Annotated in this window: 27 protein-coding genes; 4 read left to right on the forward strand and 23 right to left on the reverse strand. The window is 36.5% G+C overall.

Annotated features, from left to right (window positions below; all coding sequences use genetic code 11):
- Positions 1–3: 3 nt before the first annotated feature.
- Positions 4–906: a branched-chain-amino-acid transaminase gene (ilvE, locus tag MHI39_RS20725; protein WP_278892036.1), complete on the reverse strand. Its 903-nt coding sequence runs from the start codon at positions 904–906 to the stop codon at positions 4–6.
- A 366-nt stretch (positions 907–1,272) separates the two neighbouring features.
- On the opposite strand from ilvE, the gene MHI39_RS20730 reads away from it, so the two are divergent.
- From MHI39_RS20730 to thrB, 3 genes are read left to right on the forward strand one after another with little or no spacing between them, the layout of a single operon-like run.
- Positions 1,273–2,565 carry a homoserine dehydrogenase gene (locus MHI39_RS20730; protein ID WP_278892035.1) on the forward strand — a complete coding sequence of 431 codons (1,293 nt, stop codon included), beginning with the start codon at positions 1,273–1,275 and terminating at the stop codon, positions 2,563–2,565.
- The gene (gene thrC, locus MHI39_RS20735) at positions 2,566–3,624 is read left to right on the forward strand and encodes a threonine synthase (protein ID WP_278892034.1); all 1,059 of its coding nucleotides are present in this window, start codon (positions 2,566–2,568) and stop codon (positions 3,622–3,624) included.
- Entirely contained in the window at positions 3,621–4,541 is a 921-nt protein-coding gene (gene thrB / locus MHI39_RS20740; RefSeq protein WP_278892032.1) for a homoserine kinase, read from the forward strand. The genes thrC and thrB overlap by 4 nt, the downstream gene beginning before the upstream one ends.
- Positions 4,542–4,855: 314 nt before the next feature.
- On the opposite strand, the gene MHI39_RS20745 is transcribed toward thrB, so the two are convergent.
- From MHI39_RS20745 to MHI39_RS20755, 3 genes are all read right to left on the reverse strand, one after another.
- The gene (locus MHI39_RS20745) at positions 4,856–5,026 is read right to left on the reverse strand and encodes a hypothetical protein (protein ID WP_169846886.1); all 171 of its coding nucleotides are present in this window, start codon (positions 5,024–5,026) and stop codon (positions 4,856–4,858) included.
- 71 nt (positions 5,027–5,097) lie between these two features.
- Positions 5,098–6,525, reverse strand: a complete 1,428-nt coding sequence (locus MHI39_RS20750) for an aldehyde dehydrogenase family protein (protein WP_180211587.1) — start codon at positions 6,523–6,525, stop codon at positions 5,098–5,100.
- Positions 6,526–6,558: 33 nt separating this feature from the next.
- Positions 6,559–8,193 carry an acetolactate synthase large subunit gene (locus MHI39_RS20755; RefSeq protein WP_342540090.1) on the reverse strand — a complete coding sequence of 545 codons (1,635 nt, stop codon included), beginning with the start codon at positions 8,191–8,193 and terminating at the stop codon, positions 6,559–6,561.
- A gap of 123 nt (positions 8,194–8,316) precedes the next feature.
- Between MHI39_RS20755 and MHI39_RS20760 the strand changes: the two genes are divergently transcribed.
- Positions 8,317–9,918, forward strand: coding sequence for an FMN-binding glutamate synthase family protein (locus MHI39_RS20760; RefSeq protein ID WP_278892029.1), 1,602 nt, complete (start codon positions 8,317–8,319; stop codon positions 9,916–9,918).
- A 242-nt stretch (positions 9,919–10,160) separates the two neighbouring features.
- Here the strand turns inward: MHI39_RS20760 and MHI39_RS20765 are convergent, their stop codons facing one another.
- The 19 genes from MHI39_RS20765 to MHI39_RS20855 all read right to left on the reverse strand — a co-directional run bounded on the left by MHI39_RS20765 (position 10,161) and on the right by MHI39_RS20855 (position 26,330).
- Positions 10,161–10,472 (reverse strand): hypothetical protein, encoded by a 312-nt coding sequence (locus MHI39_RS20765; RefSeq protein WP_342540091.1) that lies wholly within the window; start codon positions 10,470–10,472, stop codon positions 10,161–10,163.
- A gap of 302 nt (positions 10,473–10,774) precedes the next feature.
- Positions 10,775–12,700, reverse strand: a complete 1,926-nt coding sequence (locus tag MHI39_RS20770; RefSeq protein WP_278892028.1) for a PRD domain-containing protein — start codon at positions 12,698–12,700, stop codon at positions 10,775–10,777.
- 256 nt (positions 12,701–12,956) lie between these two features.
- Entirely contained in the window at positions 12,957–14,408 is a 1,452-nt protein-coding gene (locus MHI39_RS20775; RefSeq protein WP_342540092.1) for a glycoside hydrolase family 1 protein, read from the reverse strand.
- 5 nt (positions 14,409–14,413) lie between these two features.
- Positions 14,414–15,661, reverse strand: coding sequence for a PTS transporter subunit EIIC (locus MHI39_RS20780; RefSeq protein ID WP_342540093.1), 1,248 nt, complete (start codon positions 15,659–15,661; stop codon positions 14,414–14,416).
- Between the two features lie 12 nt (positions 15,662–15,673).
- The gene (locus tag MHI39_RS20785; protein WP_212944331.1) at positions 15,674–15,994 is read right to left on the reverse strand and encodes a PTS lactose/cellobiose transporter subunit IIA; all 321 of its coding nucleotides are present in this window, start codon (positions 15,992–15,994) and stop codon (positions 15,674–15,676) included.
- Positions 15,994–16,314, reverse strand: a complete 321-nt coding sequence (locus MHI39_RS20790) for a PTS sugar transporter subunit IIB (protein ID WP_058005716.1) — start codon at positions 16,312–16,314, stop codon at positions 15,994–15,996. Before MHI39_RS20790 ends, MHI39_RS20785 begins: the two co-directional genes overlap by 1 nt.
- Before the next feature lie 219 nt (positions 16,315–16,533).
- Positions 16,534–17,064, reverse strand: a complete 531-nt coding sequence (locus tag MHI39_RS20795) for a GNAT family protein (protein WP_071977621.1) — start codon at positions 17,062–17,064, stop codon at positions 16,534–16,536.
- Between the two features lie 271 nt (positions 17,065–17,335).
- On the reverse strand, positions 17,336–18,517 hold the full coding sequence (locus tag MHI39_RS20800; protein ID WP_342540094.1) for an MFS transporter: 1,182 nt from the start codon (positions 18,515–18,517) through the stop codon (positions 17,336–17,338).
- Positions 18,518–18,673: 156 nt separating this feature from the next.
- Positions 18,674–18,976 (reverse strand): metalloregulator ArsR/SmtB family transcription factor, encoded by a 303-nt coding sequence (locus MHI39_RS20805; RefSeq protein ID WP_058006671.1) that lies wholly within the window; start codon positions 18,974–18,976, stop codon positions 18,674–18,676.
- Positions 18,977–19,145: 169 nt separating this feature from the next.
- Entirely contained in the window at positions 19,146–19,940 is a 795-nt protein-coding gene (locus MHI39_RS20810) for an SDR family oxidoreductase (RefSeq protein WP_058006649.1), read from the reverse strand.
- A gap of 68 nt (positions 19,941–20,008) precedes the next feature.
- Entirely contained in the window at positions 20,009–21,022 is a 1,014-nt protein-coding gene (locus MHI39_RS20815) for a helix-turn-helix domain-containing protein (RefSeq protein ID WP_342540095.1), read from the reverse strand.
- 140 nt (positions 21,023–21,162) lie between these two features.
- Positions 21,163–21,285: a hypothetical protein gene (locus MHI39_RS20820; RefSeq protein WP_257233915.1), complete on the reverse strand. Its 123-nt coding sequence runs from the start codon at positions 21,283–21,285 to the stop codon at positions 21,163–21,165.
- An 8-nt stretch (positions 21,286–21,293) separates the two neighbouring features.
- Positions 21,294–22,397: a threonine synthase gene (locus tag MHI39_RS20825; protein WP_342540096.1), complete on the reverse strand. Its 1,104-nt coding sequence runs from the start codon at positions 22,395–22,397 to the stop codon at positions 21,294–21,296.
- A gap of 162 nt (positions 22,398–22,559) precedes the next feature.
- Positions 22,560–23,060, reverse strand: a complete 501-nt coding sequence (locus MHI39_RS20830) for a DUF2798 domain-containing protein (RefSeq protein WP_058006672.1) — start codon at positions 23,058–23,060, stop codon at positions 22,560–22,562.
- A gap of 93 nt (positions 23,061–23,153) precedes the next feature.
- Entirely contained in the window at positions 23,154–23,456 is a 303-nt protein-coding gene (locus MHI39_RS20835) for a YfzA family protein (RefSeq protein WP_058006652.1), read from the reverse strand.
- Between the two features lie 151 nt (positions 23,457–23,607).
- A complete protein-coding gene (locus MHI39_RS20840) occupies positions 23,608–24,216 on the reverse strand; it encodes an ABC-2 transporter permease (protein WP_058006653.1) in 609 nt (202 codons plus the stop codon).
- Positions 24,197–25,078 (reverse strand): ABC transporter ATP-binding protein, encoded by an 882-nt coding sequence (locus tag MHI39_RS20845; protein WP_342540097.1) that lies wholly within the window; start codon positions 25,076–25,078, stop codon positions 24,197–24,199. The genes MHI39_RS20840 and MHI39_RS20845 overlap by 20 nt, the downstream gene beginning before the upstream one ends.
- Positions 25,078–25,455 carry a GntR family transcriptional regulator gene (locus MHI39_RS20850; protein WP_058006655.1) on the reverse strand — a complete coding sequence of 126 codons (378 nt, stop codon included), beginning with the start codon at positions 25,453–25,455 and terminating at the stop codon, positions 25,078–25,080. The genes MHI39_RS20845 and MHI39_RS20850 overlap by 1 nt, the downstream gene beginning before the upstream one ends.
- A gap of 338 nt (positions 25,456–25,793) precedes the next feature.
- Positions 25,794–26,330: a sugar O-acetyltransferase gene (locus tag MHI39_RS20855; RefSeq protein WP_342540098.1), complete on the reverse strand. Its 537-nt coding sequence runs from the start codon at positions 26,328–26,330 to the stop codon at positions 25,794–25,796.
- Positions 26,331–26,491 lie beyond the last annotated feature (161 nt).

Raw genomic sequence — 26,491 nt, forward strand, 5'->3', positions numbered from 1 at the left:
CCATTAACTAACTTGAATCTGATCCGTTTCATACACCTTTGTTCCATCGACGGTAACTACATTTCTAAAAGCCTCAAGTAATTTGTTCGTTACCGGACCAGGCTGGCCGTCAGCAATGTTTCTGCCATCTACTTTTACGACAGCAATGACTTCAGCAGCTGTTCCCGTTAAAAACACTTCATCAGCTATATAAACATCATGCCTTGTAAATACATCTTCACGAATTTCAAATCCTAGTTGTTTAGCAAGTTCAATGATGACGTTTCTCGTAATCCCTTCGAGCGTCCCAACATATCCTGGCGGTGTTTTAATGACATTGTCTTTTACAATGAAGATATTATCGCCTGAGCCCTCTGCAACATAACCTTGGTCATTCATCATCAATGCTTCACTTGCACCCGCTAAGCTAGCCTCAATTTTCACTAATATATTATTTAAGTAATTCAAAGATTTCACCTTAGGATCTAAAACATCTGAACGGTTTCGTCGACTAGCGACGGAGACAACTTCAATGCCACTTTCATATAACTCTTTTGGAAATAATGCGAGTGGTTCCGCTATAATAATGACTCCTGGATGCTTACAAGTAAAAGGGCTTAAACCTAAGTCACCGACGCCCCTTGAAATAACTACACGGATATAAGCATCTTGAAACTCATTTTTTCGCAATGTTTCAATAATCAATTGTTTTAATTCTTCCTGATCATAAGGAATTTTTAGAGTGATTGAGTGTGCTGATTCGTATAACCGTTTTATATGATCGTCTAAGCGAAAAACATTCCCACTATACATTCGAATCCCTTCGAACACACCATCACCATATAGGAAACCATGATCATAAACAGAGACAACTGCCTCCTCTTTTTTTACAAAACGGTCATTTAAAAAAATCCACTGGTCTGCCAAGACTACTCAACCCTTTCAATTATGAATCTTTAGAAAAATGATTTAATTGTTGACAATCATACGCCTTTAAAATATACCGGTCAACCCCTTTTCAGAAAGTTTTTTGACTATTTAGATTTAACTGTCAATTGGTAAACGCTTACATCCCTATCACTATCACTTTCCTTCTTTTATAAATTTTTTGTGAATATTCTAGAGTTAAAAAAACGAAATGATATTTATAAGAAAAATAGATAAATTTTTAAAATAGGCTTGAGCAAAGACCTGAAAAAGGATTATAATGTCCGTTATACGAATACAAATGTTTTTCTAAAATGGATTGATTGAAATTTCCAAAAGAAAGCAAACAAGAATGGAGTGGAGGATTTGGATAAACTATCAGTTGGATTATTAGGATTTGGAACAGTCGGAACTGGTGTCGTGCACCTACTAACAAATGAGCAAGAAAAATTTAGGCAGCAAACAGGCACACAAATTCTAATTAATAAAATCCTTGTAAAAGATCCAGATAAAATTCGAAAAATCGATCAATATAATCAATTATTAACAACTGAACCGAGTGATATAGTAGATAATCCTGAGATTGATATAGTGATAGAAGTCATGGGTGGAATTGAAGAATCGAGAAAACATATCCATACTGCTTTAAAAAATAAAAAACACGTCATCACCGCTAATAAGGACTTAATGGCCCTACATGGTAGTGAATTACTACAAGCTGCTGCAAATCAGGGCTGTGATCTGTATTATGAAGCAAGCGTTGGTGGTGGTATTCCGATTTTAAGAGGGCTAACAGATGGTCTTGCAGCAGATCGAATAAAAAAATTAATCGGGATTGTAAATGGAACAACTAATTATATTTTAAGTAAAATGAGTCATCATTCGGTAAGCTATGAAGAAGTCTTGCAGGAGGCACAATCACTTGGCTTTGCCGAAAGTGATCCTTCCTCAGATGTAGAGGGATTGGATGCAGCAAGAAAAATGGTCATTTTAAGTCATTTAGCCTACTCAATTCCTGTAACTTTAGAAGATGTTGTCGTTGAAGGAATTACCCATGTGGCTGAAGAAGATATCCTTTATAGTAAAAAACTGGGGTATACCATTAAATTAGTTGGGATTGCAGAGCTAGACAATGGAGAGATTGATGTCCGAGTCGCTCCAACATTATTACCTACTAATCACCCACTTGCTTCAGTAGATAATGAGTATAATGCGATCTATGTTTATGGTCATTCAGTAGGAGAAACCATGTTTTACGGTCCTGGTGCTGGGGAACTCCCAACGGCGATCGCGGTTGTTTCGGATCTAATCTCTGTCGCCAAAAATATGAAACACGGAATCAATGGTCAGCATATTTTCCTACCTCAAAATGAAAAGAAGCTAAAGCCGGCTGACTCCATTGAAAGTCAATATTTCCTTCGTCTTCATGTAAAGGACGAACCAGGGGCATTGTCTAAAATAACAGGTCTATTCAACGAGCAGGAAATGAGCTTGCAGAAGGTTATTCAAGAACCAATTGTATCTAAGAAATTAGCAGAGGTCGTCATTATCACACACACAACCAATCAACAACGATTTGAACAAATCTATCAACTATTAACAGATTTAGATGTAGTCATCGATGTGAAGAGCAATTATCGCGTAGAGGGGATGAATTAAATGTATTGGCAAGGGCTCATTAATCAATATAAAGACTATTTACCTATCACTGAAAATACACCAAGCCTAAGTCTAATGGAAGGGAATACACCGTTGATCCCTTTAAAAGTATTATCAGAGAAATGGCAGGTAGAAATCTATGTAAAGTATGAAGGCGCGAATCCTACAGGCAGTTTTAAAGATCGCGGAATGGTATTAGCCGTTGCAAAAGCAAAGGAAAGTGGCAGCCGTGGAGTCATTTGTGCCTCTACAGGAAATACGGCTGCTGCGGCCGCTGCATACAGTACAAGAGCTGGACTTGACTGTTTAATTGTTATTCCAAAAGGGAAAATTGCACTTGGAAAATTAGCGCAATCCATTATGTATGGCGCTAAAATTTATGAAATTGAGGGAAATTTTGATCATGCTCTAGAAATGGTCATACATACTTCCAAGCATTCCGAATATTCATTAGTCAACTCCGTCAATCCGTTTCGCCTTGAAGGTCAAAAGACAGCAGCATTCGAGATTTGCGAACAATTAGGAGAAGCACCAGACATTTTATCCATTCCTGTAGGGAATGCCGGAAACATCTCTGCCTACTGGAAAGGCTTTAAAGAATTTCACCAAAAGAAGGGCTACTCGCTTCCAGAAATGCGTGGATTTGAAGCCGAGGGCTCAGCAGCCATCGTACAAAATAAAGTGATTGAAAATCCAGAAACGATTGCGACTGCGATTCGAATTGGTAATCCGGCAAGCTGGAATCTAGCAGTGGAAGCAGCCAATGAATCCAATGGGAAAATTGATAGTGTTACCGATGAAGAAATACTAGAAAGCTATCGAGAACTAGCAGGATTAGAAGGGATTTTTGCCGAACCCGCATCTTGTGCCTCCCTTGCCGGAATAAAAAAACAAATCAAATCAGGAGAAATTAAGAAAGGTAGTAAAATCGTCGCTGTCCTAACAGGAAATGGACTAAAGGATCCGGCTACTGCGATGGATCAATTAAAAATCCAACCTGAAACACTTAAAGCAAATAAGGATGAATTACTAAACCATCTAAAGCAGGTGGCACGATGAAGAACGAACCATTTTATTTAAAAGTTCCAGGCAGTACCTCCAATTTGGGTCCAGGTTTTGATTCCATCGGGCTAGCGATTAATCGATATTTATATGTGAGTGCCCAACTTTCGGACCAATGGGATATCCATTTTATAAACAATGAGGTTCCATTACCAGACATCGAGGAAAATATTATTTATAATGCAGCGAAATATGTCAGTGATTTTTACAAAAAAGAACTGCCCCCACTAACCATCTCTATGCAAAGTGAAATCCCACTTGCAAGAGGACTCGGAAGCAGCGCAGCTGCAATTGTTGCCGGGATAGAAATAGCTGACATTATTCTTGAGCTTGAATTAGGTCGATCAGAGAAAGGTCATTTTGCAAGTAGCTTCGAAGGTCATCCGGATAATGCTACTTCCTCCTTATGGGGTGGACTAACTGTATCTACTCATTCGAATGAATCAACAGAAACGATCATTGGTCCTACTCCAGAAATAGATATCATCGCAATGATTCCTTCATTCGAGTTAAAAACAAAAGAAGCAAGATCGGTTCTCCCTGAAACTCTTGCCTTCAGTAAAGCAATCGAAGGGAGTAGCATTAGTAATGTTCTTATCGCTGCTATTTTTCAAAACAACTGGGAACTGGCCGGACGAATGATGGAAAGGGATATTTTCCATCAACCCTACCGGGCAGCACTCGTTCCGGATCTAGCCAAAATTACAGCATTAGGTCATGAACTCGGAGTTTACGGAACCATCCTAAGTGGGGCAGGTCCTACAATCATCTCCTTCGTTCCAAAAAATAAAGGAGAAGCCATTGCAAAGGTCATTTCGCAAACATTTAATGATTATCAATATGAAATTCTACAGCCAGACTCCAGTGGTGTGACTAAAGTTCCATCTTTTCCTGGAAACAGGCAATTAATATAAGTGGAGTTAGCAATACATTTTCGTGATTCGCGCGAATTAGGCTGACATTCGCACGATATTTTGGTGATTCGCACGAAACGGACTTTGTTTGGCGCGAATCACTTTTTTCTTTGCCCGATTCGCACGAATTCCGGAATATTCGCACGAACTTATGCCGGATTCGCACGAAACGGACTACGTTTGGCGCGAATCCCAATTTCACTCCTTGATTCACACAAATTCCGATATGATTCGCACGAATCAATCCAACTTTCGCACGAAAAAAAGGTTGTCTTATTATACGAATAAGACAACCTACAAGTATGTAGTGATTCTTAGGAAATAGATTTATCTATGGCACTATCCCAATCTGGAAAATAATATAGTGCACTTCGCATTAATTGCGGGTGGGACTTTTTAATACTTTTCTTACCTAATGAATTCCCGTTCATATGCAATTGCTGAATTTCGCGTAATACTTCTTCTACACTCATATCAACTTCCATCTTGCCAGTTCCCTCCTTTCCTTTCGAATCATCTACATACTTGCCATAAATGGATTATCTATACATACAACTTACTTTGTTTTAAAGCTAATAAACTTTTCCTCCATCATTTCTTTCATCGCATACTTTATCCCTTCTCGCCCAACTCCACTATCTTTCCAACCACCATATGGCATATTATCAATACGGAAAGTAGGAATATCGTTGATGATAACTCCACCTGTTTCAAGGTGTTCAGCCGCATAAAAAGCATGCTCCATATTATTAGTCATAATCCCAGAATTGAGCCCATATATCGAATCATTTGCATCATTAATCGCTTCCTCTAAGGTGTCAAATGGAAAAATACAAACGACTGGACCGAAAATTTCATTTCGGAATACTTTCGAATCACGTGAGACATTCGTTAAAACGGTTGGAGTCAGGACATTCCCCTCTACTGTTCCACCACATTCTACCTTTGCACCAGACTGTACAGCCTCATTAATCCAGGTTTGTAACCGATTCAAGGATTTCTTAGAGATTACGGCTGTGATATTTACATTCTCATCGAGTGGTGATCCAATCACAAGCTGTTTTGTCCGTGCGATAAATTTCTCCAAGAAAGACTTGTATAATGTTCGATGAACATAGATTCGTTGTATCGATATGCAAACTTGACCATTATAAGAAAATGAACCCAACACACTGCGTTCGATAACTTTATCAATATCCACCCCTTCATCAATAATAAAAGGAGAATTTGACCCTAGTTCCAATGTCAATTTTCTAAAGCCAGCCTGTCGGTGAATTATATGTCCTACTTCAACACTACCTGTGAATGTCACATTTTTAACATATGGATGTGTGGTCAATGCTTCACTGAGTACTTCGCCTTTTCCGGGAATAATATTTAATACGCCATCTGGCAGCCCTGCTTCTTTAAAAATTTCAGCAAGTAATAAAGAGCTTAATGGCGTTTGTTCCGCAGGTTTAAGAACTATCGTATTGCCAGCTGCAATGGCAGGACCTACTTTATGGGCAACAAGATTAAACGGAAAATTAAATGGAGTAATTGCCGTTACTACACCCATGGGAGTATGAATCGTAAAGCCAAAGCGATTTTCCCCACCCTCAGCAGCATCCATTGGGATTTGTTCTCCATAATTACTTTTGGCTGCTTCCGCGGCAAAACGATAGGTTTGAACCGTTCGATTCATTTCCTCACGCGCATTTCTTATTGATTTGGCTGCTTCTAAAGCAATGACTTTCGCACATTCCTCACTGCGTGCTTCCATTATTTCTGCCGCTTTATATAAAATTTTTGCTCTTGCATGTGCCGGGACTGTTCGAAACTTTTGAAAAGCTGCATGTGCCTCTACAATTGCTTCTACCGCATCTGCTGGTTCAGCCTGCCCAATCTCTGCAAGCTCCTCATCTGTATGAGGATTATATAATGGTTCATACGCTTTCGCATCCCTCCAATGACCACCTATCCACAAGGACCATTTTTTCTTCATGTTCTTTTCCTCCTCGATTTACGATCAACGAATTTATAATTTACAAATATAATTTCCAAGTGTTTTTGATAGCTCCACATTTTCTGAGTAGTCCACATCCACATCAATGATGACAATTTCTTCACTAGGCATCGCTTTTTCTAAAGCAGGTAACAATTCATCTGAATGCTTTACCTTTATACCTTGCACATCAAAGCTCTTTGCGAATTCTAAAAAGTCTGGATCAGTAAATTCAATCTCATTAGATCGATTAAATTTATTCAGTTGCTTCCATTCAATCAAGCCAAATTTTGAATCGTGAAAAATAATAATCACAATGGCAAGTCCAAGTCGTTTGGCTGTTGCTATTTCAACACCATTCATAAGAAACCCTCCATCGCCTGTTACAGCAATTACTGGCTTGTCTGGATTGGCTAATTTTGCTGCAATGGCACCAGGAACCGCAATCCCCATAGACGCCCAACCATTGGAGATAATTGTGTGATTTGGTTTTTCAGGTTGAAACATTCGAGCAATCCACAGTTTATGTGCACCAACATCTGAAATTACGATAGCTTCTCCTTTTTCCGCCTTTTTTAAGTCTGCCAGTATTCTTTGCGGTTTAACCGGGCTTCCGGAAATCGTGTCTTTCGCATGAAGTTTTTCATCTAATTGGGATTTTAATTGTTTTACCTTTTCCCATAATTCCTTTTTTTCCACATATGTACTTAATTCATCTAATCCTTCCTTCACATTTCCAACTAGCTCCACTTGGACTGGATAAAACGCATCGACTTCAGCAGGTAAACTATCCAAATGAATGATTGGATTCATTGCTTCATCATTCCAATATTTAGGTGAATATTCAACAAAATCATAGCCAACCGTAATAATCAGATCGGCTAAATCAAAGCCACATAAAACATAGTCCTTTGCCTGCATTCCAACTGTATACAAGGTAAGCGGGTGATCAGATGGCAAGACCCCCTTAGCCATAAACGTATTCACTACAGGAATATTTTTTGCTTCAGCAAATGCGCGAAGGCTCTCTACTGCTCCATCACGAATAACCCCGTTTCCAGCTAGAATAATTGGACGTTTTGATCGATTAATTGCTTCTGCGGCCTGTTTAATTGCACTTTCTGCTGGTCGAGATATCGGAAGAGGTGTAACTGGTAATGGCTCACCTTCTGTGTCCATCATGGCAATATCCTCAGGTAATTCAATATGAACAGCACCCGGCTTTTCAAGAACTGCTGTTTTAAAGGCCTTTCGGATAATTTCAGGAATGGTATGTGGTACTCTTATTTGTTGATTCCATTTTGTTACTTCTTTGAAAACCCCGATAATATCAACGTATTGATGTGATTCCTTATGGATACGCTCAAGACCAGCCTGTCCTGTAATTGCCACAACTGGAGCGTGATCGAGATAAGCATCCCCAATTCCAGTTAATAAATTGGTCGCACCAGGTCCTAATGTTGCTAAACAAACGCCCACTTTTCCTGTTAAACGACCATAAATATCCGCCATAAATGCAGCTGCCTGTTCATGATGCACAACGATAAATTCAATATTCGAACCTATAAGAGAATCAATTAAATCCGTATTTTCCTCTCCAGGTATTCCAAAAATATATTCCACTCCCTCATTTTCTAAGCATTGAACAAATAGATCGGAAGCTTTCAAGAATATGTACCTCCTTGATTGTTTTTTAGTAGCTTTCCAATCCCATTTAAATTTATGTGACGTTCAGCCAATGCATATATTTTTCATTTCGTGTAATGAATATTGTTAGAGGAGGCGGACGTAATGAAACTTGCAGATATTTTAATCATCATTGGTTTTATTGTTATTGCATTGCTACTCATCGGTTTAATCATTTTTCTTATCTATTTCTTATTGTTTGATCGTAACCAAAAAAGTCATTCCATCTTAAGAAACTATCCGGCACTCGGAAGAATTCGTTATTTCTTTGAAAAAATTGGTCCCGAAATGCGTCAGTATTGGTTCAATAGTGATACTGAAGGAAAACCATTTTCGAGAGATGACTATGAACATATCGTAAAAAGCGCAAAATATAAGCGTGATGTCGTTGGCTTCGGTTCAAAGCGTGACTTCGACGAAGAAGGATTCTATGTAAAAAATGATATGTTTCCTAAATTGACAGAAGAGATCAAAATGGATGAGGACACAAAGGTTCTCACTAAAAGATACATATTAATGAAGGACCCCCTTTTTTCACAACGGGAGGAAAAATGGGAGGATGAAGAAACATCTGCTTATTTATTGCATGATGATGATGCGGTTGTCATTGGACCAAATACGAAATACCCTTTTGTATTAAAAGGATTAATTGGCATGTCCGCAATGAGCTATGGTGCACTTGGAAAGCATGCAATCACTGCATTATCCAAAGGACTTGGATTAGCAAAAGGGACGTGGATGAACACAGGCGAAGGCGGCTTATCTCCCTATCATCTTGAAGGTGGAGTGGATATTATCATGCAGATTGGTCCTGGCTTATTCGGGATCCGCGATAAAAATGGGGAAGTCGATTGGGATGAATTAAAACGCAAAAGTGAAATACCTGAAATTAAAGCATTTGAGCTTAAGCTCGCTCAAGGGGCAAAAACACGTGGCGGCCATATCGATGCAGAAAAAGTGAACCCGGAAATCGCGGAAATTCGAAAGGTAGAGCCTTATAAATCTGTCGATAGCCCTAATCGTTTTCATCAGTTTAGTGATGTACCAACTATGTGTGAGTTTATTGAAAAAATTCGCGAGGTAACAGGCATGCCTGTCGGAATGAAAATTGTTATTGGTGGAAATGACAGTGTCGAGGAATTAGCCAAATATATGAAAGAAACGGGTAAGGGTCCTGACTTTATTACAGTTGATGGTGGAGAAGGTGGTACTGGGGCTTCCTATCAAGAGCTAATTGATAGTGTTGGTTTGCCGATTAAATCAGCATTGCCTATCCTCGTTTCTACATTGCAAAAATATGGGGTACGTGATCGTGTGAAGATTATCGCCTCAGGAAAATTATTTACACCTGACCGAATTGCCATCGCATTAGCAATGGGTGCTGATCTTGTTAATATTGCCCGCGGCTTTATGATTACCGTTGGATGCATCCAAACATTGAAATGCCAATCAAATGCCTGCCCGGTAGGCGTTGCAACAACCGATCCTGACCTACAAAAAGCACTTGTGATCGATGAAAAGAAATTCCGTGTCGTGAATTTTCTTGTCACACTAAGAAAAGGGCTATTTCGCATCTCTGCCGCAGCCGGTTTAGATTCACCTGTCCATTTTAAACCAAAGCATATTATGTATAAGGATGATAAAGGAATTGTCACATCACTTGAAATGATTCTTAAGGATGTTCAGGATAGAATTGATGTAGGTTAATCAATGTTTACCTTTTCGAAATTGTGTATTCTTAATAAAATTTTGAATGAAAAACCTCCATTTTGACAAGCGGAGGTTTTCAATTTTTATAAAATCCTCGCTATAATGAGAGTCGAATCTTGTAGCTAAATAAACCATCTGGAATGATAAATCCTGCTTCATTTATATTCCACAACTTTATCCCTCTCTTTAAACAGTTCCATAATTACCAAAAATTAGTTTTAGTAATTATGTAAAAACAATCATTTTTTAATACTGGCTAATAAAACATAACCAAAGACAATTCCTCCAGTCATTGTTAATACATAATTATCGATAATGATAAAATTTCTTGCAAAGGGTATATACATTCCTAAAGAGCTGTATGGAAAGTATTGTAACAATGCTATATACAGAGCTGGTATTCCAATAGAAATTACTGTAACCCAATCAAACGTCCAACTCTTTCTTTCTATCATCTGGATAATCAATTTAGGTAATCGTAACAACATACCAATAATAATTGGAAATATTGTTGCAAACCATATGACTGGCGTTAAATTAATAGTAACCATTGCCTCTTTCTTTAAATAAGCTTGATACTTCATGCCTGAATAAATAATAATTCCAACAACAACGGTACAAACAAAATTATATAAAAACCTTTTTACTTTTATCCCCCCTTAAAAGATTTACTTATTCATATATCTTATTCATATATACGACAATAACCTAAAATAATTTCTGATAATTCTGTATTTCTAACAATAAATCCGACACACTACAAGTGAGCAAAGATCCTCTACTGCTACACTAAAAAAGCGATTCTTCCTATGGAAGAATCGCCTATCTAAGTATGAAACAATTTCTGTTTGATCTATTCTGGAAAATAATCTCTCACCATTAATTCAATTAAACGATCAATAAATTCATTTCTAGTATTTGTTCCAGATAGATATTGAATATTATACGGCTCTGCAGCCAATTCAATGATTCGCGGAAATATTTTATTAAACATATGTGAATCATCCTTGTTAACAGCAAGCCCAATAATTAGTTTAACCTTAATACGATCCCACTCTACTTGATTGACAGGTTTTAATATCATTAAGCCTGTCCTTTTTGCTTCAAACTTCATTGTATGAGGAATGGCTACACCACTTGGATAGGCAGTAGAAGAAACTTTTTCCCGCTCATTTAATTTTTTCAAGTAATCCGAATCAACATAATCTTCCTCTTGAAAGCTCTCTGCAATAGTCTCCATGATTTGTTCTCTAGAAAAATCATCACTTATCGTAACAAAAAACTTCTCACTAATTAATTCGGGAATCTTGTCTTTGAGAAAGTTCGTATAATTATTATGTTTAATTTTTTCAATCGCACGGCTGATCAAGGCAATATCGTGTTTTGTTATAAATTCATGAATATTTACGAATTCCGTGTTAACCATTCCCATTCGATTTCTTATATGTTCAGTGCTTTGAGTGGTTATGACTAAATCATTGGACATTAGCGAATTCAACTCACTAACATCTTCATAAATCCCACTAATAAATAATTCATCTTCAAAATGCTTTTCAATACACTTTTCAATTTCTGCTTGTTGGCTCAGATAGGCTGGTGTAATAATAACCGTATTGATTTTGTTATTTCCATCATTTTGACTATTTAAGAAGGTCCCAATGTGTAGGGCAATAAAAGCAATTTCATCATCATTAATTTCAACGTTCAAATCATTCGCTAATACTGAAGCTAGATATACGGCTATATCAAATATTATTGGATATTTGATCCGAATGTTCAGTACACTCATGTTTCTTGTATATTTATTTTGACTTAGACGATTATACAAGTTTTGCACATGCACTAATAAGCGAGTTTTAAAATGATTATTTGTAAAATCAAGCATATAAACTTCACTTATTTCCTGAATAGCATGGTCTAATGCTTTCGATACTTTCATGCTTGCATAGTTATCCATTGAAAGCTCATCATCTTTTATATGACCAATAAACAGGATGGCCAACTCGTCCTTATCGGCTTGCGAAAACTGGATAGCATATTTTTTATTAAGATTTTCTGCAATTTCATTAATGATTTTATAACTCGTTGCATTTCGATTTTGAATAGGAAATGAACTTTGTTCTAATTGTTCATTATCCGTTGCACGCTCAATAGCAATAGCTAAATGGATAATGAAATTCTTAAAGAAGTAGGTGTTTGGATGAATACTATGCTTATCAAAGCTGTTCTTACTTAACTCCATTAACTCTTGTAGTGATATAGGTCCAAGGAATCGTTGAACCTCTTCTTCAATTGATGTTTTAGTTGGTTTAGAAAAATCAATTAAATCGATCATCAATTTTCTGCGACTCTTTTCATCACCAGTAAGAACATAACGATTATTTTGTTGGATGATCTGTAAATTATGTGTCGTTACTAAACGATTGAGATTCATTATATCAGAACGTATGGTAGCATCTGAAACGTACAAAGTATCCGCTAAATCAAATAAGTCTAAGCCACGGTCAGAACTCTTAATCAGTCGTCTTAAAATATAAAAACGGCGATTGTCCATATGATCATTTGTCTCTGGATATTGAATAGTAGCCATATTATTACTTAATCTATATCCGACTCTGCTTGATTCAATCAGATGAGGCTGTTTTTCATTAATCGACTTAACATAGTGACGAATGGTTCTGTCGGTTACCCCTAATGATTCAGCTAATGTTTTAGCAGATATAAATTCATTTCCAGAATGTCTTTTAAGATAATCGAGTAACATATCAGTTTTGTTCATCAAATCATTCCTTGTATAGTAAAAAGAGGAAGGACTCCAGCTTCCTCTTTATGTTTATTGAAAGGCTCTTTTCTCAAACATTATTGCTATTTAAGTAAAGTTATAACGAATAAATATCGACTGGGGATGGCTACAAGTTTCGTTTTACTGAGAAAAAAGCTGCAATCTCCATAAGACCCGCTAGAATCCTTTATTGGTAGTAAAAGCAGGTAGTTGGGCTTTTACAAAAGCAACAAACTAAACGAAAACAGCCTTATTAAATTTCTGATCCATTCGTTGATATCACTTGTTTGTACCAGTAAAAACTATCTTTCTTCATTCTCTTAGCTGATCCTTTCCCTTCATCATCTAGATCAACATAGATAAAACCATAACGTTTTGACATTTGTTGTGAAGAACAACTCACTATATCAATTGGACCCCATGCACAATAGGCAATGACATTCGCACCATCATGAATGGCACGACCAACTTGCTCAATATGGTCACTTAAATAGGATATACGATAATCATCATGAATCTTTCCTTCTTCGACCGTATCATACATACCAAATCCGTTTTCAGCAATAATGATTGGTTTTTGATAACGATCCCAATATTGAGATAGTGTATTAAATAGTCCTTGTGGATCGACATTCCATCCCCATGGATTCGCATCTAAATTTGGGTTCACTGAAGTTGAATCAGCTTTATTCACATTCTTTGTCGAATCAACCATTTGTGAGAAATAATAAGAAATGGCAAGATAATCCATCGTATGATCCCTTAACAGTTTTGTCTCTTCTTCGGTAATATCAAGATGAATATTATTTTCATTAAAATAATTTACAGCATATTTCGGATATTCTCCTCGGAATTGTACATCAGTAAAGAAGTATTGCATACGATTATGCTGCATCGCCAACACAATGTCATCTGGCTTACATGAATATGGATATACTGTCATATCAGCAACCATAGTCCCGATTTCTAAGTCATAATGTAATGTTTTAGCATACTTTTGAATTTTAGCTGAAGCTACCATTTGATTGTGAACAGCCTGATATTCAGCCTCTTCAATATGATCATATTGATCTCTGCATATACCTAAAGACAAAAATGGTTCAATCTGAATCATGTTTATTTGATTCACAACAATCCAATACTTTACTCTATCGCCAAAACGATCTAATAATACCTTACCGTAACGTTCAAACATATCAATGACTGCTTTGTTCTTCCAACCACCATACTGTAATGTAATATTAATCGGTGTTTCATAATGTAACATGGTGATGATTGGTTCAATTCCAAGGGACTTCATCTTATCGATCATTTTGCAGTAATGCTGTAAAGCTGCTTCATTCGGTTCAGTTTCATCCCCGTTAGGGAATACTCTTGACCAATCAATCGAAGTTCTAAACGTTTTAAAGCCCATCTCTGCTAGTAATTCCAAATCATTTTCATAGGTATGATAGAAATCTATTCCATGGCGTTTAGGAAAGTAATGCTTCGTATCAGTCAAATTCTTTTTTACTTCATCCAATGTCATTCCTTGCTTTTCCAACTCTTGAATTTCTTCATTTGACATTCCTTTGAGATATGGTTGAACATCTGATGAATTGGGCTTTTTACCGTCTTCACTGAAAGCACCATCTGCTTGACTTGCAGCGATAGCTCCACCCCATAAGAAGTCCTTTGGAAAACTTGCATATTTATTTTGTCTCATAATTATTATTCTCCTTCCTCTGCTAATTCTGCATCTTGTTTAACCGCTTGTTTGTCATAAATTTTGAAAAATGGATAATAGACGATCCATGAAAGGACAAATAATACAATAAAGTAAATCAGCCCAATAATTGATGCTGTAATAATCCAGTTTTGAATTGGACCTGGTAAATACCAAAGTTGAAATGGCTCATGTGGAATTGGTACCAAACCAACTTTCATCACAAACCAAGTTAGAATCGGTCCTAGTAGTCCATTAATCCACATTGGAATCATCAAAATAGGGTTGAAGGCGATTGGCGCCCCAAATACAATTGGCTCATTAATATTGAAAATCGAAGGAACAAGCGATGCTTTTCCTATCATTCTTAAACGTTGCGATTTAGCCATAAATGCTAACATGATACAGAGAGCTAATGTGGCTCCCCCACCACCGATAAGAAATAAGGAACCTGTCTCAACCGTGAAAATATTTGTGACAGCCTTACCAGCTGCAAAGTTTGCTTGGTTTTCCGCAATAGCTGGTAATGCGATAGCGGTTTGAACTGGATATAAAACCCAGCTTGAAATTCCAAATGTGTATAAGAATGAAAAACCAAGGAAGAAAATCAATACAAATCCCCAGAAACTTTGACCTAGATTAATTAATGGCGAAAAGATTGAATTTACGACATCATATACGTTGATATTCATTTCAAATGTAAAAATCCAACCAATTAATAAAATAACGATGATAGGAATTAGCGTGTTAAACCAAACCGCAACAAAGTCTGGAATCGGTGAATCTTCACCAATAAATTTCCATTTTGAGAAGAGATTCATAACAAAACCTACAAACAATCCGGCAATTAGAGCAGCAATCATCCCACCGGTACCAAATGTATTTAAATCAAACTTAATATGACCGTCTGCAGTAATTTGGGGATATACTAACATTAAGAAAAATGCCAAACCAGCAAGACCTGCTTGTTTTGAAACACCCTTATGGCCTTTATGGTTCATTATGGATTCTGGTATTAAATAAGCTAAAAATATTGAGAATAAACCGAATGAAAAAGTGCTAATCATCGAAAAGTCAGGAAAGCCCTTCCAAAAATCCTTAACGATTGACAAAATAGTTGCAAATGAACCGATAAAAATCATTGGCATGGCTGTCAAGATAGCGTCTTGAATCGATGCAACCCAAGCGTTTTTTGCTATCTTATTGACCTTCGGAGCAAAACTATCCGTCATCCAGGACATAAATTTATCCATCTTTCTCACCCCCTAGATTTTTTTGTAAAGCTTTATAATTTCCCTCATGATGTTCATTTCTGATTTAACAGTCATTAATGTATCTTGAGCATGTCCAAATAATGGCGAAAACGGAATCTCAATACCTTCTGCTTCTTTTTGCAGAGTATTGGTTTGAGCTTTATGAGCGATAACGATCTCCTCATCTGCTTTTTTCATAAGTTCATCTGCTTGATTGAAATCTCCATTAGAAGCTTTATCTACGGCTTGAAAAACATAATCACGAGCATTACCCGCATGTAAGATTACGTTCATTGAAATTAATGCTAATTCTTCTTTATTTACTTGTTCCATTATTCATTACCACCTTGTAAAATTTCTTCTGCAACCTTAACTAACCCTTGGCCATCCAAAGATCCATATACTTTTTGGGGAATAATACCGTATTTAACACCTGCTTTTTCACATGCGCTTTTTACATCATCAATCATGTATTTCAAATGCGGTGCAACTAATAGTAAATCGGTATCATTTAAATGTTCACCAATTTCAGATTCACTTTTTGCTTTAAATTCAATATCTAAACCTAATTTCTTAGTAGCCTTTCTAGCAGCTGCCGCCATAAAACCAGAAGATGCTCCTGCTCCACATACTAAAAGAACTTTTTTTGTCATAATGTTTCCCTCCTCTTATTTGTTTTAAATGATATCAACTTATTAAAGCCCTTACATTTATTTTTCTTTCCTACTAATAGGAAAGTACAATAAACAGTAGTTAGTGAAATGAAAGATTATTTGTTAAAACTCTACTTAAATAGCAGACTTTTTAAAAAAGAGCCATAAAAAAAGACTCCACTCCATATTGAAGTAAAGTCTTCCAAAGTGAACACCTATTTAATTGATAAACTCTTCTTTTAAGATCCCCATATGTAAAATATCATGCCATTGTCCATTTCTATATAAGGACTGACGACTATTCCCTTCCTCTTTAAATCCTAAGTTTTTGTATAATTTAATCGCCTTTTCATTAAAGGAAAAAACTCTTAATGATACTCTATGTAAATTAAGTTCCTGGAATGCATAATTTAATAGGATACTTAATGCCTCCGTACCATATCCTTGGCCCCAGTACTCCTTTTCACCAATATCAATAATACATTCAGCATTTCTATTTTTATAATCTATATTTATTAATGATGTAATCCCGATGGATACCTCATTTTCTTTTTCAATAATCATATAGCTTTTCGATGAATCAGAATGAATAAGAACATTTTCCACAAACTCTCTAGTATCATCAAGTGAATATACGTCTAATGAAGGGTTTGTAGAAAACATGACATCTGTATCGTTTCGCCAAGAGTGATATTTTTCAGTATCCCCTTTTTCCACTTTCCGTAATTTGATCCTTTTAGATGAGAACATACTTATAACCTCCAATTTTTATGTACCTCTATTAAAAACTAATTTTTAGGACTTTAACTAAAGAAGAAATCAACGAAAGGTTATTAATTATATACGGTAATTAATGACGCTTTTCCTCCTTAAAAAAGGTGCATTTCTTTAAAGAAACGCACCCTTTTCCTCAAAATTGTATTCTTCATCTTGTAATTTTTATCCATTTAGAACCCTCTTTATGAAATCCTATGCCCAAAATGAACAGTATATCTATTCCGCTAAAGACTAAAGAATTGCATTACTCATTCAATGCTTTTACATTCGCTAATTTCTGTTTAGCATTTGATTTGAAAGCTATCAAAGAAACAATAATCGCGAACGCAACACCTAATGCCCCAATCCAGGTTATGGAAGCTAGTGAGACCTTTTCAACAAAGATTCCACCTACTCCTGCACCTACAGCCATAGCTAATTGCATCATTGACTGATTAATACCAAGCAATACACCCGATAACTCTGGTTCAATTGTGGCTAAGTGATATTGTTGTGTCGGACCTGTAGACCATGCGGCAAAAGACCAGAATATTAGAATGATTAGTACTCCGACATACGAGTGGGTTACGATAGATAGTAGCAGCAGCATGATAATATGTAATCCCATGCCACCAACGAGAGTAAAGGCTACTCCCCATCGATCCGTGCTATAGCCTCCGAACTTTGATCCTACCAAACTAGCGATTCCAAATATAAGCAAAACGCCACTTAACAACTTGTCGCTTATCCCCGAAATGGTCAGAAGATAGGGTGATATATAAGTATAGGCAATAGAGTATCCCCCGAGCCAGAAGAACGTGATGGCTAATCCAAGCAGAACTTTTCGTTTTCGCAATAAAGAGAGCTGTTGAGCTAAAGGTACAGGCTTATCTCCTTCAGTATGTGGAAGGGTAAAGAACATCACCACCATTGCTATTAATCCCAAAAGAGCGATTCCACCAAATACAGATTTCCAACCAAATGCTTCAGCGGTCATTCTTCCTAGCGGAACACCAATAATTAGTGATGCTGTAAATCCCATGACTACTGTAGCAATTGCACTCGCTTGCTTCCCTTCCGATGCGATTTTGGCTGCAATGTTTAATGCCGTTACAACAACCATTCCTGCTCCCAATGCCATAATGACTCTCGCAACAATAAACCATCCATATCCAGGCAAGACATAAGCAAGAATATTTCCTAAAACAAATAGACCTAGAGAATATATCATTAATTTACGTCTGTCTATACTTGCTGTTACTGCCATGAGAATCGGTGTAAAAATAGCATAAACAAGTGAAAAAATCGTAATTAACTGGCCAGCAGCAGATAAGGTGATCCCCAGTGTTTGAGCAATATTATCCAGAATCCCGGAAATTATATACTCTGACGTTCCTACCAAAAAACTAATAATGGCTAAAATATAAATTTTCCATGTGTTAGACACCTTCTATCACTCCTTAATCATTCATCATATCAACATATCGCAAAATAACGATATGTTTGTTTTAAAAAAATACACATCGCGATATATCGATATGTTTTCTGTAAAAATAAACATCCTCAGATGTTTATTTTTGCTTCTAAAGCATTCCGTGTACTTTTAAATTTCCTTTTTTAATAAGTCAGCAATTTTGCTAATCGCGTCTTCATCTCTTTTGTAATAAGTAAACTTGCCTATTCGTTCTGCCTTAATCAGACCAGCTCTTAAAAGTATAGAGAGATATTGGGAGGCAGTTGATTGCGTCATTTTTAATTTATCTGTTATTTGGCTAACACATACCCCTATTGTGTTCATATCAATCCCTTCATGGGGTATAAAATGACGATCAGGCTCCTTTAGCCATTGCAAAATTTGCAACCTTGATTCATTTGATAAGGCTTTAAAGATTTCAATTGGTTCCATACAACTCATTATATCGCGATATTTCGATATGTCAATGTATTTTGTTTTATAAAATGTCCTTATTATTAGCCTATTATTCTGACTACCCCAAATGGACATAGTCGATTCTTTTTGCAACCTACTAATATCCAATCGTCAATCGATATTAAATATTTGCATTAGAGCTATGTTAATAAATAGTTGGTACCATACCACCATCCATACGGATTGGGGAACCTTTAAATGCCGATGCATAAGGACTACATACAAATGTAGCTAGTCTCCCTATTTCAATGGGTCTAATAAATCGCTGTATTTCTGATTGAGGTAGGTTTGTTGCCATAAAAGCTTTCTCTTTCTCGGAAAAAGTCATATCTTCATTAGCGTATATTCCCTCAATAATTTGCTGCACGTTTTCCGAGAGGGTTGGTCCTGGCATGATTGTATTAACTGTCACTTCTGTTCCAACCGTTAATTTAGATAAACTTTTTGATAATGATAAAAGCATTGATTTTGTCATACAATACTGGGGCATTTGACCTGAAGGCATAATGGCTTCTTCACTCGCAATAAAGATAATCCGGCCATCATTATTTTCCAACATTTTCGGTAAATAAAATTTAGATAATCCATTCGCTGCAAGTACATTTGTCCGAAAGTACTTTTCCCATACTTCATCATCTATGTCGTCATATTGCATGATTTCATAAATCCCCATATTGTTCACTAAAATATCAATTTGTGGATATTTATCAAATAAAGCTTCTCTTTGTTTTTTATCAACGATATCAGCAGCCGCATTTTGAGGAAAAGTATCAGGAAACTCTGCCTTCATCTCATTTACTGTTCGTTCTACCTCATCAAAATTTCGTCCATTAATTAATACATTCACCCCTTCTTTGGCAAGTTCAATGGCAATTGCCTTCCCTATGCCCTTCGTTGATCCTGTTACTAAGGCTGTTTTACCTTTTAGCTGCATATCCATAAAATATTCTCCTTTACTTTACTTATTTAGATTTCCCTTTTTATGAAAGGGGATAATTTTGTCAAAGTTTAATTTATTCGATTTGTCCCTAAGTGCTCTGCACGCCAATGTAAAGGGGTATTCCCTTCCCAATGGCGGAAGGCACGGTAAAATGAGTTTTGGTCTTCATATCCAACCAGGAATGCGACTTCTTTAATATCAAGCAATGGGTCTGCCAAATACTCACGTGCTAGCTCATGTCGAGCTTGTGTCAACAATTGCTTAAAGTTCGTGCCTTCATCAGCAAGCCGGCGTTGCAAAGTACGATTGCTCATCCCCAGCTCGCTCGCGATCGTCTGAATGTCGGTGTGCCCTCCTGTTAAACTACGTTTAATCATCCACTTTGCCTTCTCAGCGGTTGAGTATATGTTTTTCTGCTCTTCTAATGATTGATCCAGTACGGGAGTCAGAATCTCCAACAGCTCCGCATTATACGAGACAAAGGGGCGATCTAGATCTCTTCGATGCAGCGTCAATCGATTACAATTTGCACCGACCCGGATCCGGCAGCCAAAGTATTCCTCAAGTATTTGTACATTGCCCATTTCGTGTGAAAATTCAACATGCTTTGCTACTATAGGCTGACCTGTACCCCGGCGTCCTAGCTCTAGTAGAAATGCTAGCGTGACACCAACAAGTATTGGTGGTCCAGCTTCCTCCGTAGATAACCATTTCAGTTCGATCGTGCAATTCTCACCTTCCTCTTTGATACATAAGCTTTCAGGAGGGCACATTTGTTTATACCGAACCATTCGGTTTAAAGCGTCCCGGTAGTCACGAGCATGGTAAGTTGCTAAGACAGCCGGTGGATACTGAGCCGTTTCAAAGACGGTTGGAAGCATCATGATTCCTTTGGCAGTGTCGCCGATAAGGTCAGAATACGCCTGCCAGATGGCGAAATACTGGGTGGTAGAGACAACTGGTTTATTAATAATCGTAAGCGGCAGACTCGCTTTGCGAACCACATCGTGGGGATTCATCCCTAATTGACGTAACCCAGTCCAAAATCCAGCTGGAATTTTAATGCGTGTTTGTGAAGTCATACATATCGCCCTCCTTTAGCTATCTAGATTCACTTGTTTATACTTTATCATTAAGTCTTGTCTTATCCGAAGGGACAATGATTATCATACCAATCCGATATCGCTCTGTAACTAGCATAGAGCGACAAACCACTTGCTAATTACGCCAATTCATTCGGATGGGTACCAGTTAGCGGAACAAAGCTGCCGTTTGTATAGGCAGCTTCATTAAATAAAAATGGCAAATAATCATTGTCCATCCATTGGACTAAAAAATTTCCCATTTTCCTATTTAATTAGATTTTATTCCCGCACCACAAAGTGGGATGACGATTTTTTCTTCTGGTTGCTTCTTATATTTTAAGTAAGCTGCATAGTTTACTGCTGATGTGACTTCTACATAAAAGCCTTTGGCAGCTAGCATTTGTCGTGCATTCAAAATTTCAGCTTCTTCTATATCAATAAATATTCCGCATGTTTCACGTACCGCTTCTAAAATTTGTTTTGAACGTGCAGGTGCTGCAATCGCAATTCCTTCGGCTAGAGTCCCTTGATTCGTAACCGATGCAGCGACGTCCCTCCCATTTTCATAAGCATGAATAAGAGGTGCACAGTTTGCCGCTTGGACTGCAATCATTTTCGGCATTTTATCTATCAATCCGTTTTCCAATAGCTCTTTAAAACCATAAAATGCACCAAGTAAAAGAGTACCATTTCCAACAGGAATGATTAATGAATCAGGTGCCCCTGATAATTGCTCATAAATTTCATAGGCATAGGTTTTAGTTCCTTCATAGAAGTAAGGATTATACACATGACTTGCATAAAAAACCTTTTCTTCATTTACTGCTTTTTGTGCTGCAGCCGCTACGTCCTCTCGTGTACCATGAATGGCTTTAATATTTGCTCCATGTGCTTTTATTTGCGCAATCTTTTTCGGTGAGGTTTCATCGCTTAAATAAATATCGCAGGCAATATGACAACGGGCTGCATAGGCTGCAATCGCCGTCCCAGCATTTCCACTGCTATCGGCAATCACTTTTGAAACCCCTAACTCCTTCGCCTTAGTCATTAAGACAGCAGCCCCTCGATCTTTAAAAGATAGTGTAGGCATCATATATTCGACTTTTACATATGTATTTGGCTCTAGGGGGTCTAAAACGATCAATGGAGATTGGCCTTCACCCATTGTAATCGATTTCCACGTATTCGAATCTTTTGCGAATGGCATCGTTTCAACATAACGCCATAACGAGTTCGGATAGTTGTTCCAGGCTAATTTATTTATTCTTGGTGTCTCTTTTACAATATTAAATACGCCACCACACTCACACTTCCATAAAGTGGGTTTAATATCATACTTTTTTGCACAGCTGTTACAAATAAATTGTTCCATCATTGATAATCCTTTCAACTGTTTTTATTTTAAGTAGAGATTTTCATTTTAATAAAGTAAAAATTATATAACTATTATGTAGTACCTGTCCCAAGGTGTAAATTAAAAGCGTTATCCATTTAGGATAACGCAGTAGTCTATTGCAATCATAACCTTAAATAGTCATGAAATGCTGTGTATGTTTCCATATTTATTTTTATCAGATTTAATATACTTCGTAAAAATATAACGCACGATTGGGCCCATAATAATAAGTTGTAACGGCAAGGCAACGATTATATTTTTACCATAAACAGATAAATAATCAGTGATTACTGTGTTGGAATCAAATCCATTTTTTAAATTAGACATAATCATTCCGTAAATGGACATAAAAAACGCCATTCCAATAACCATACATATCGAAATTGTTAATACTGTATAGATCTTTTTTGTTGTATTGGCGGTTAATTGCAAGGCAATTTTTTTAGCAAGAGGTCCAACGAGAAACCAGTCAAGGATAAAGGCAATAATAAACCCCACCAGGAAATCTAAAATTCCTTCAATAAAAGTTATTTGACCAAAGGTACCATTAAGGAAAAAATTATACATAGTCATAACTAAAACCATTCCAAAACACATGAGTAAACCAAATTGTAAGCTTTCTTTCTTTGTTGTTGGCAATTTCATCATCCCTTCTTTTGTATACCTCTTGTATTATAAGGATGGAAAAATTGCCTCGTAAGTGAACATTTTGTGAAATAGGTTTTAATTCAGTTAACTGACTGTTTTCTTCCTAGCATAAAAGTATTTCACTGCACCTATTAATGCAGCTGGAAGCAAAGTGATCGAAAAGACCACTGTAAATATATTAAATTGGACGATGTCATATGGAGTGAACCATTCCGTAAAAAACTTAGAATTTGTTAGTCTATTAAAAAATGCCCCTTTATTGAAGCCTGGTGACCATGAAGAATTGTCAATGATAAGAAAAATGATCTGCAAACCCACGTATGCCCCAATAGAAATCATCCAACTACGATCTTGTTTGGTTCTCCCTTTTATCCGTATTTCTCTCATTTCCTAGACTCCCTTACTAACTTTTTCAAAGGTTGTTTTCTTATCGTTTGTTGCTTTTGTAAAGGCCCAGCTGCGGGCTTTTCCACCCAGGAGTTTGCAGTTCTTTTCTCAGTAAATCGTTAATATCATTAATGTTTGAGAAAAAGGCCTTTTAAAACACTTTATTTCTATAAATACGAATCGATAGTAGCCATGAACCTATATATAAAATTATAACCAATAAGCCAATCAAGACATAAAGCTGAGTATTTCCTAAAGTTAGTAGCATATGAACCGACTCTCTAATTCTATCGTTCAAGTTTTGAATGACAAAATTTATCACTAACAAATACACGCCGAATCCTATAATAGTAGCGATAAACAAGTAATTACTTTTGAACTTATAACAGAATGGCAACATTAATGAAATAGCCACCATCACAATTCCAATCATTAGCAAGATGTCTTTCCATTCAAAGAGTTCACCATGAATGATTAAATTTCCTATAAAAATGGTTGCAGCTACCATCAGCGTAAAGAGAACCATAACAATATACTTTGAACTGACAATTTCTTTCCGCGTATATGGTAGAGAATTGATGAGCATATGGATGGAAGACTTTTCATCCATCGATATGGCATTCATCGAAATAGCAATACTAAAGACAATCCCTACCCAGAGGGGGGAGGCATCTAAAAATAAATAAATACATAAACCAAGTAATAACAGCGCTAATGTTTTTTTCTGTAAGGTTAGATCTTTACGTATTAAATTGAACATACTGTTCAGCCCCTTTCTTTGTGTAGTACATAATATCTTCAAGAGTTGGTTTTTCAATTAACACCATTTCACCAAATACCTCTTCTGTCCTTGCTTTATTTGCTGTTAATGCCTCAAACCCATAATTTGATTTTCGGATAGATATAAATTCCTTTTCTGTCTCTCGATCTAATAAATCCAGTCCTCCCTTAACAATCGCGTACTCCTCTTCAATTTGATACAATTCCTTTGTAAAAATATGCTCTCCTTGATGAATAAAAGTGATATAATCTGCAATTGTGTCTAAATCCGTTGTAATATGGGTCGAAAAAAAGATTGTCTTAGTTCCATCTTGCATAAGCTGATGAAGGATATCCAACAGCTCTCGACGAAAAATTGGGTCTAATCCAGACGTAGGTTCATCCATAATAATTAATTCCGCATGATGGGATAAAGCAATAGATAGCGAGGCTTTCATCATCATTCCTTTGGAAAATGACTTAATTTTTTTCATAAGCGGCAAGTTAAATGTTTTCACATAATCATTGAAAAGATGATCATCCCAATTTACATAGGACCGTTTCACAATCTCTTTCATTTCAGCTAATGTTAAATGATCATAAAAAACATTTTCGTCATATACAAAACCAATGCGCTGCTTGATTTCTTTTTCATGCTCCTTATAATTCAAACCAAATACAGAAATCGTTCCACTATCAGGCTGCAATAAATTCATGATCAGCTTAATCGTTGTGGATTTCCCTACACCATTTCCTCCGATAAACCCCGTGACAAATCCTTTTTTTACGGTCAATGTTAGATCCTTCAGCTGAAAACCTTCGAATGATTTATGAACATTCTGAATTTCAATCACATTTTCCATCATTCTTCCTCCCTATATAAGATGGTAAGCAATTCTTTTAGTTCTGTTAGAGTGACACCAATTTCCTTACTATTTTTAATGGCTGTCACCAATTGCTCTTCAATCGCCTTCATTTTTCCTTCTTTAATCATTTCATTATTCTGATCCGATACAAACGAGCCTTTCCCAACCACTGAATAAATAAAACCATTCTTCTCCAATTCTTCATAAGCACGCTTTGTCGTAATGAGACTTACATTCAACTCCTTAGCTAATTGGCGCATGGAAGGCAAATGGTGTCCCGCTTTCAATCTATTCGCAAGAATATGATCTTTAAATTGGGTATAAATTTGTTCATATATGGGTTGCTTTGAACGATTCGAAATGATGATTTGCATGACAAAACCTCTTCACAAATTATATATATATCGATACATACATTATATACAATATACACAAAGTTTATTTCATTTTCAACATAATTTGGAAAAATAGTAAAAATATTTACCATACAATTTTTTCTTCCGAAAATGGCTCCAATTCTGGCAAGCGCCATCTGTTTAGAAAATACTGTTTTCATATAGTTTGTTGCTTTTAAAAAGCCTCTCCGTAAATCCTCAGATGATATTGATTCGTTATAACTTTACTTAAATATGTTTGAGAAAAGAGCCTAGAAAATAAAAAATGCTCTACTCTATCGTAAGTAAAGCACTTCATTAATTAGATAAATATACATTTAAATGTTTCTTAATATTTTCGCTGGATTACCTGCAACTATTGTATTAGCAGGAACATCCTTTGTCACAACAGAGCCTGCAGCAACAATGGAATTGTCCCCAATGGTAACCCCTGCTAAAATCACACAGCTTCCACCTATCCATACATCATTTCCGATTCTAATCGGTATGGCATATCCACTTTTATTTCTCCCTTTTGGTTCAATCGAATGACCCGCCGTATATATTCCAACATTCGGTCCTATCATAAAATGATCACCGATTCTCACTTCAGCCATATCTAAAATAGTACAGTTGTACCCAGCATAAAATTGATGACCGACATGAATGTTGTAACCTAGGTCACAATGAAAATTATGTTCAATACTAGGGCTTTCACCAACACTACCGAATAATTCATTTATGATTTCTATCTTCTGTAAATCCTCATCAACGTCCATATTATTCAGTTTCCGAACAAGTTGATGTGCACGATTACTCTTCCTTTTTAATTCCTCTGTCCCTCGTTCATAATAGATTTTTTCTTTATCATTCATCTCCTAAAACCACCTTCGTATTTCTTTCAAGCACATTACCCTACAAATCAAAAATGGCGTTCAATATGATTAATAAATACTTTTTCTTTTACTTTTTGTCCTCCAATTTCATATAGAACACCCCATAATAATATGCTTAATTATTTATTATATGGATGCCC

Source organism: Heyndrickxia sp. FSL K6-6286 (assembly GCF_038630395.1).
Lineage (GTDB): Bacteria > Bacillota > Bacilli > Bacillales > Bacillaceae_C > Heyndrickxia > Heyndrickxia oleronia.

What these genes read in the sequence shown, in the direction of transcription:
- MHI39_RS20745 (WP_169846886.1), bottom strand. Translation starts at nt 5,026, where the DNA reads ATGGAAGTTGATATGAGTGTAGAAGAAGTATTACGCGAAATTCAGCAA.
- MHI39_RS20810 (WP_058006649.1), bottom strand. Translation starts at nt 19,940, where the DNA reads ATGGATATGCAGCTAAAAGGTAAAACAGCCTTAGTAACAGGATCAACG.
- MHI39_RS20820 (WP_257233915.1), bottom strand. Translation starts at nt 21,285, where the DNA reads ATGGGAAATTTTTTAGTCCAATGGATGGACAATGATTATTTGCCATTT.
- MHI39_RS20855 (WP_342540098.1), bottom strand. Translation starts at nt 26,330, where the DNA reads ATGAATGATAAAGAAAAAATCTATTATGAACGAGGGACAGAGGAATTA.
- MHI39_RS20795 (WP_071977621.1), bottom strand. Translation starts at nt 17,064, where the DNA reads ATGTTCTCATCTAAAAGGATCAAATTACGGAAAGTGGAAAAAGGGGAT.
- MHI39_RS20835 (WP_058006652.1), bottom strand. Translation starts at nt 23,456, where the DNA reads ATGAGAGAAATACGGATAAAAGGGAGAACCAAACAAGATCGTAGTTGG.
- MHI39_RS20775 (WP_342540092.1), bottom strand. Translation starts at nt 14,408, where the DNA reads ATGAGACAAAATAAATATGCAAGTTTTCCAAAGGACTTCTTATGGGGT.
- MHI39_RS20785 (WP_212944331.1), bottom strand. Translation starts at nt 15,994, where the DNA reads ATGGAACAAGTAAATAAAGAAGAATTAGCATTAATTTCAATGAACGTA.
- MHI39_RS20770 (WP_278892028.1), bottom strand. Translation starts at nt 12,700, where the DNA reads ATGAACAAAACTGATATGTTACTCGATTATCTTAAAAGACATTCTGGA.
- MHI39_RS20845 (WP_342540097.1), bottom strand. Translation starts at nt 25,078, where the DNA reads ATGGAAAATGTGATTGAAATTCAGAATGTTCATAAATCATTCGAAGGT.
- thrC (WP_278892034.1), top strand. Translation starts at nt 2,566, where the DNA reads ATGTATTGGCAAGGGCTCATTAATCAATATAAAGACTATTTACCTATC.
- MHI39_RS20760 (WP_278892029.1), top strand. Translation starts at nt 8,317, where the DNA reads ATGAAACTTGCAGATATTTTAATCATCATTGGTTTTATTGTTATTGCA.
- MHI39_RS20840 (WP_058006653.1), bottom strand. Translation starts at nt 24,216, where the DNA reads ATGTTCAATTTAATACGTAAAGATCTAACCTTACAGAAAAAAACATTA.
- MHI39_RS20850 (WP_058006655.1), bottom strand. Translation starts at nt 25,455, where the DNA reads ATGCAAATCATCATTTCGAATCGTTCAAAGCAACCCATATATGAACAA.
- MHI39_RS20825 (WP_342540096.1), bottom strand. Translation starts at nt 22,397, where the DNA reads ATGGAACAATTTATTTGTAACAGCTGTGCAAAAAAGTATGATATTAAA.
- MHI39_RS20805 (WP_058006671.1), bottom strand. Translation starts at nt 18,976, where the DNA reads ATGGAACCAATTGAAATCTTTAAAGCCTTATCAAATGAATCAAGGTTG.
- MHI39_RS20780 (WP_342540093.1), bottom strand. Translation starts at nt 15,661, where the DNA reads ATGGATAAATTTATGTCCTGGATGACGGATAGTTTTGCTCCGAAGGTC.
- MHI39_RS20790 (WP_058005716.1), bottom strand. Translation starts at nt 16,314, where the DNA reads ATGACAAAAAAAGTTCTTTTAGTATGTGGAGCAGGAGCATCTTCTGGT.
- MHI39_RS20765 (WP_342540091.1), bottom strand. Translation starts at nt 10,472, where the DNA reads ATGGTTACTATTAATTTAACGCCAGTCATATGGTTTGCAACAATATTT.
- MHI39_RS20750 (WP_180211587.1), bottom strand. Translation starts at nt 6,525, where the DNA reads ATGAAGAAAAAATGGTCCTTGTGGATAGGTGGTCATTGGAGGGATGCG.
- thrB (WP_278892032.1), top strand. Translation starts at nt 3,621, where the DNA reads ATGAAGAACGAACCATTTTATTTAAAAGTTCCAGGCAGTACCTCCAAT.
- MHI39_RS20815 (WP_342540095.1), bottom strand. Translation starts at nt 21,022, where the DNA reads ATGACTTCACAAACACGCATTAAAATTCCAGCTGGATTTTGGACTGGG.